We start from the raw sequence: 5,925 nt of genomic DNA, 5'->3' as shown, positions 1-5,925 counted from the left end.
GGCCGCGGGGGGTCGCCCCGCGGCCGGCCCGGTCCTTCTCTGGGCGGCAAGGCTTTCGGACGGCGGGTTCAGGAGAGGTAGGGCCCGTCGTCGCCGACCTGGCCCGGCGCGTCGGTGAGCGCGGTGTCGAGGACGTAGACGGCCATGTCGCCCTGCCCGGATACGGTGGCCGTCAGCGTCCCGTTGGTCACCGTCTTGACGTCGCCGGTGACGGCGTCGGTGTAGGTGCCGTTGGGGATGGCGCTGAAGGTCGCGGAGGAGGTGATGGCGACGAGGACGAAGCTGTCGGTGGTCGCGTCGGTGTAGCGGCGCTTGAAGGCGATGCCGCCAGAGACGTTCTCGGTGGAGTACTGGCCCATGGACAGGGCCGGGACGGCGCGGCGGATCTCGTTGAGCCGCTGGAGGTGCTGCACGAGCGGCTGGTCGAGGGTGGTCGCGACCGCGCCGGTGGCCGAGGCGACCTGACTGAAGTCGCTGACGGCGAGCGTGCCTTCGAGGTGGTCGCCGAAGTAGGCGCGGCCGGTCTCCTCCAGCGGGCAGGTGGGGCCGCAGTCGATCCTGACCCCGGCCTGGAACTCGATCTCGGAGCCGTAGAACAGGGTCGGGATGCCGCGGAAGGTCCACATGAGGTTCATGTTCTCGGCCCAGGCGTCGGTGCCGCCGGCGTAGCGGGTGCTGGACTTGTTGGGGCCGTAGTCGTGCGAGTCGACGTAGACGGCGTTGAACGTGGCGTCGTTGACCCAGGCGTCGGAGTCCTTGCCGTTGAAGAACGCGTTCGAGGCCTCCCCGAAGTTCATGTGCATGCGCATGTCGATGATGTTCATGCCGGAGAACTGCGAATAGTCCGGGGCGTGGTAGGTGTTGCCGTTGAGGAACGCGTTGGTGCTGGTGGGCTGGTTCTCGGTGCCCTGCGCGTTCTCCCAGTTGTACTGCTCGATCGCGGCGGTCACGTCGTCCGCGGCGTACTCGCGGCGCTCCTGCCAGGTGTAGAACTGGGCGGAGTGGTTGACCGAGCCGCGGTTCCAGCGGTCGTGGACGAACGCGGCGACCTCGCCGAAGATGTAGAAGTCCTGGGCCTTGTCCTCGCCGTACTTGGCGACGAGGTGCTCCTGGAGGGCGGGCAGGAAGACCCGGTTCCAGGTGACGCGGGGGATGTGGACGGCGGTGTCGACGCGGAAGCCGTCGACGCCCATGTCGATGTACTGCTCGTAGGCGCCGATCAGGTACTCCTGCACCGCTTCGTTCTCGGTGTTGAAGTCGGCGAGGTCCTCGTGGATCCAGCAGGAGCGGGCGTCCTCGCCCTCCCAGTTCCCGATCCAGCACTGGTGGTAGTTCTGGGAGGAGAACATGCCGGAGGTCGGGCTGGGCCACTGGCAGTGGTAGACCCTCCGGCCTTCGGCGCTGTAGTTGCCGGTGAACTGGCCCCAGTTCGCGCACGTGTTGCCGGCGGGTTCGGCGGTGGACCAGAGGTCGCCGTTGTAGTAGGAGCGCCCGGAGTTCGGCTCGACGGCGAGGCCGTCGTAGGTGAAGTCGGGGTTGTAGGTGTCGTAGAAGTCGCCCCACTGGGCGTCCTGGACGCCGTAGACGGTGGGGGTCTCCAGGCCGACCGCGCCCCAGCGGGAGGAGTGGTTGAAGACGACGTCCTGGTAGATCTTCATGTCCTTGCCGTGGGCGGTGTCGATCAGATCCTGGTAGGAGGCGCCCTCGGATTCGAGGCGGGCGTCGATCTCGTAGAAGTCGTACCCGTGGTAGCCGTGGTAGTCGTAGTCGGAGCGGTTGAGCACCACGGGGGTGATCCACACGGCGGAGAAGCCGAGGGCCTTGATGTAGTCGAGGCGCTCGATGAGGCCGGAGAAGTCGCCGCGGAACATCGGGTCGTCGTAGCCGGCGTTCCCGGAGGTCTCGTGCTTGGCGCCGCCGCGGTCGTTCGACTCGTCGCCGTCGAAGAAGCGGGCGGTCATGACGAAGTAGATCGGGTCCTGGCGCGGGTCGCCGCCGAGCATCTCGCCCCCGGCGGCAGCGGGCGGGGCCTCGCCGGTGGTGGCGGTGACCGCGGCGCTCGCCGCCGACAGGTTCCCGGCGGCGTCGTAGGCGGCGACGGTGTACGCGTACTCGGTGTCCGGGTCGAGGTTCGCGTCGGTGAACTTGACTGCGGCGGTGGTGCGCGTGACGGTGCCGTCGGCGGAGGTGCGGGTGAGGCGGTAGCCGGTGACGCCGACGTCGTCGCTCGCGGCGGTCCAGGACAGGATCACGGTGGTGGCGTTGACGGTCGCGGTGACCCCTGACGGAGTCGAGGGGGCGACGGTGTCGGGTTCGGCGCTCGCGCACGGGTCGGTGCCGGCGGCGACCTCCGAGTCCGTGACCAGTGAAGTCCCAGCGCTGATCTGATAATCGGCACTGCCGTTGTTGTCCCACACGCCGCCGCCGTTGTTGAACGCGGCGGTCAGGCTGGTGGCGGTGCCGAGGGGCACGGTGAGGCGGGCCCATCCGGCGCAGGCGGCCTCGGCCATGGCGACGCCGGGGGCGGTGGTCCAGACGCCGCCGATCGCATAGTGGATATAAGCCTGGGTCCAGCCCATGGAGGTCAGGTCGTAGTAGACGACTGCTTCCTCACCGCCGCAAGGGTTCCCGGACCCGATCTGCCCGCCGGAGACGGTGACGTCCCCCGAGCCGATCCGGTAGTTGGCGCCATTGTTGTTGTCCCAGGTGCCGGCGCCGTTGTTGAAGACGACCTGCGCGCCGGCGGCGGTGCCGAGGTCGATCGTGTAGGCGTGCCAGCCGGTGCAGGCGGGGGCCATGGCCGTGCCGGGCACGGCGGTCCAGGCGGCGCCGTTCGGGGCGTAGTGGATGTTGACCGTCGACCAGCTGGCCGCGGCCCGGTAGTAGACGGTGGCGGTCGTGGCGGCGGCCGTCGAGGCGGGGACGGCCAGCAGCGCCATGAGCGCGGCGGCCAGTGCGAGGACGGCGGCGAGCAGCCGGGAACGGCGGCGGGGTCCGCGGGACATGTCGAGCTCCTGTGGGGGCGTGGTTGTCGATCTCGGTGATTCTTGCCGTTCCCAGATGTCTTCTTGCAGTTCTTGCAAGAAGTAACCAGACTTTAGCACAGGCTTTTCTATATAGCTATATTTCGATTCAAGGCGGCCGGGGTCCACACCCCCGGAGAGGTCACCCGACCACGACGACCGTGAGCTCCACCGGTTCGGGGGCCTCCAGGCCGGTCCCCGCCTCGCAGTCCTCCAGGCCGGTCTGGAGGCAGTACTGGAACACCAGCTCGGTCTCCCCCGCGGCGACGGCGTCGAACCCCCACAGGAGCCGGTCGCCGCACTCGGTCAGGCCCAGGTCGCACGCGAGCGGACGCTCGTTGACGGTCCCGGTCTCGACGAGCACGTCGGCGTCGGGGCCTTCCACGAGGAACCAGTTGTCGCCCACGGAGGCGCTCACCTCCCCCAGGTCGACCCACAACTCCTCACCGGCCGCGACCGTGGCGGTGCCGGCATCGAGGGCCACGGTGTCCCCGTCGTCGGGCCCCGAGCAGGCCGACACCGCCAGAGCGAGCACGGAAAGCAGCGCCGCCAGGCGCAGGCGGCCGATCGGCGATTTCATGCGGGCATTGTTCCACCGCGGTGCAAGTTGCCTGCCGTCCGAAGCGCGGTCAGGATTGTCGGTGGGCACGGGGATGATGGGCGCGGCTTACCCGCGACATGACGGCTTCGGAGGTCGAATGCGGCGCTACCTTCAGCGGTTTCGTTTCATCCCAAGGCAGCGGAGGCGCGCGGAGGCGCTGCCCGAGCTGGAGGACGTCGCCTGGTACGCGCACGCCGAGGAGGCCGAGCGGGCCTCGTTCTGGCGGATGGCGCGGCGGCTGCCCAAGCTGGTGGCGCAGGCGGCCCGGACCGCGTGGGCGGCGTCCCCGGCGCTGACGGTCGCGGCGCTGGTCCTCAACCTCGTTGCGGGCGTGGCGACCACGACCGCGCTCCTGGCCGTCACCGACGTGACGACCGAGCTCTTCGCGGCCGGGCCGAACTGGGACCGGGTGGTCGCCGCGGCCCCCTCGCTCGTCCTCCTGGCGGCGGCGACCGCCGGGCAGGCCGTGCTCGGGATCGGCGCTGGCTGGGCCCAGCAGCGGCTGGAGCCCTTGATCGCCAACCGGATCGAGTTCGAGTTCTTCGAGTCCACGACCGAGGTGCCGCGGGCCGCGTACGACGACGACGATTTCGCCGACCTCCTCCACGCGGCCAGGGACCGGGGCACGCGCGCGGTCAAGGACCTGGTGACCAACACCGTCGACCTGGTGACCGCGGTCGTCACCGTGGCCGCCGTGGCCGCGGCGCTGGTCGTCATCCACGCGGCGCTGCTGCCGCTGCTGTTCGCCGCGGCGCTGCCGTCGGGTTGGGCCGCGGTGAAGTCGGCGCGGCTGATGTACCAGTCGAACCGTGCGCGCGTCTCGCGACGGCGCCGGCTCTGGATGATCGAGATGCTCCTGGCCGACCGGTACGCCGCCGACGACCTGCGCCTGCACGGGGCGGCCCGGTGGCTGCGCGGCCAGCACCAGGCGATGGTCGACGCCGAGACGCGGGCCGACTTCGAGGTCGTCGACCGCCAGACGGTGACCCGGGCGATCGGCCAGGGTGCATCGGGGATCGCCACCGCCGCCGTGTACGGCGTGCTGCTGTGGATGCTCGCGACCGGAGCGGTGCCGCTGGCGGTGGCGGCCGCGGCTGTCCTGGCGCTCCAGCGTGGATCGGGCGCCACCGCGAACCTGCTGGTCGCGGTCAACGAGATCTACGACTCGGGGCTCTACGCCTCCGACTACGCGGAGTACCAGGCCGCGGCCGCGGCGCAGATCGCCGCGCAGCCGCACCTGGCCTCGCCCGCGCTGGCCGTCGACGGGCCCCTGCTACCGGTGCCGCAGGTCGTCACCGTCGAGGACGTCTCGTTCCGCTACCCCGGCAAGGACGCCGACGCGCTCACCGGCGTGTCGCTGACCATCCGCAGGGGAGAGACGATCGCCCTCGTCGGCGAGAACGGCTCCGGCAAGTCGACCCTCGCCAAGCTGCTGGCGGGGCTGTACGCCCCGACCTCGGGGCGGATCCTGTTCGACGGCGTCGACATCAACGCGGTCGACCCGGCGCGGTGGCGCACGCACGTGGCCGTCATCGCCCAGCAGATCATGCGCCAGCCGTTCACCGCCGAGACGAGCATCCGCCTCGGCCGGGCCGACCTGCCTCTCGACCGGCCGCGCATCGAGCGGGCCGCGAGGGACGCCGGCGCGTACGACATGATCATGGACTTCGACCACCAGTGGCAGCAGCTGCTGGACCGGATGTTCAAGGAGGGCACCGACCTCTCCGGCGGCCAGTGGCAGCGCCTAGCCTCCGCCCGCGGCCTCTACCGCGACGAGGGCGCGATCCTCATCGCCGACGAGCCCTCCGCGGCCCTCGACGCCAAGGCCGAGGCGGCCCTGTTCGACACGCTCCGGGCCCGCTCGGGCACCGCCACGACCGTGATCATCTCCCACCGCCTCCAAGGCGTCGTCCACGCCGACCAGATCGCCGTCCTCGAAGACGGCAGACTCGCCGAACTCGGCCCCCACCGCACCCTCCTCGCCGCTGACGGCGCCTACGCCGAACTGTGGGGACTCCAGGCCCGCTCGTACGCGGCCTGAGCGGCGCCTGTTCGGGGCATTGTGACGCGGGCGCGCAGTGCGGTGTCGAGTGGACCAGGCGTGCGAGATTTATCGAACACCCGTTTGATGTTGCATCGGGGCCGAGGTTCGGTAAGTTGATCTTGGTACACATGTTCGACACAGCACGGGGGTTCTGGTGGCGACGACGGTCGCGGCCGCATTGGCCGCTGAGCTCGGGCTGCGCACAGGCGCGGACCTGCGCGGCGCCACTGCGGGCGCGGCCGCGGGGCTGCGGCCGG

The 5,925-nt window shown here is 70.4% G+C and carries 3 protein-coding genes; 1 reads left to right on the top strand and 2 read right to left on the bottom strand.

Translation table 11 applies throughout. The features are described from left to right. Nucleotides 1-68: 68 nt before the first annotated feature. Both DI269_RS14165 and DI269_RS14160 read right to left on the bottom strand, forming a co-directional pair. Entirely contained in the window at nt 69-3,005 is a 2,937-nt protein-coding gene (locus DI269_RS14165; RefSeq protein ID WP_112136892.1) for a carbohydrate binding domain-containing protein, read from the bottom strand. Nucleotides 3,006-3,165: 160 nt separating this feature from the next. Further along, the gene (locus DI269_RS14160; RefSeq protein ID WP_112136890.1) at nt 3,166-3,603 is read right to left on the bottom strand and encodes a protease inhibitor I42 family protein; all 438 of its coding nucleotides are present in this window, start codon (nt 3,601-3,603) and stop codon (nt 3,166-3,168) included. A 118-nt stretch (nt 3,604-3,721) separates the two neighbouring features. Between DI269_RS14160 and DI269_RS14155 the strand changes: the two genes are divergently transcribed. Beyond that, on the top strand, nt 3,722-5,665 hold the full coding sequence (locus DI269_RS14155) for an ATP-binding cassette domain-containing protein (protein WP_112136888.1): 1,944 nt from the start codon (nt 3,722-3,724) through the stop codon (nt 5,663-5,665). Nucleotides 5,666-5,925: the final 260 nt, after the last annotated feature.

Origin of the sequence: Glycomyces dulcitolivorans, from assembly GCF_003265355.1 — a bacterium.
GTDB lineage: Bacteria > Actinomycetota > Actinomycetes > Mycobacteriales > Micromonosporaceae > Glycomyces > Glycomyces dulcitolivorans.
This window is presented reverse-complemented; position numbering and strand designations above follow the sequence as displayed.

Excerpts from the sequence above, each read along its gene's own strand:
- DI269_RS14155 (WP_112136888.1), top strand. The coding sequence starts at position 3,722 with ATGCGGCGCTACCTTCAGCGGTTTCGTTTCATCCCAAGGCAGCGGAGG.
- DI269_RS14165 (WP_112136892.1), bottom strand. The coding sequence starts at position 3,005 with ATGTCCCGCGGACCCCGCCGCCGTTCCCGGCTGCTCGCCGCCGTCCTC.
- DI269_RS14160 (WP_112136890.1), bottom strand. The coding sequence starts at position 3,603 with ATGAAATCGCCGATCGGCCGCCTGCGCCTGGCGGCGCTGCTTTCCGTG.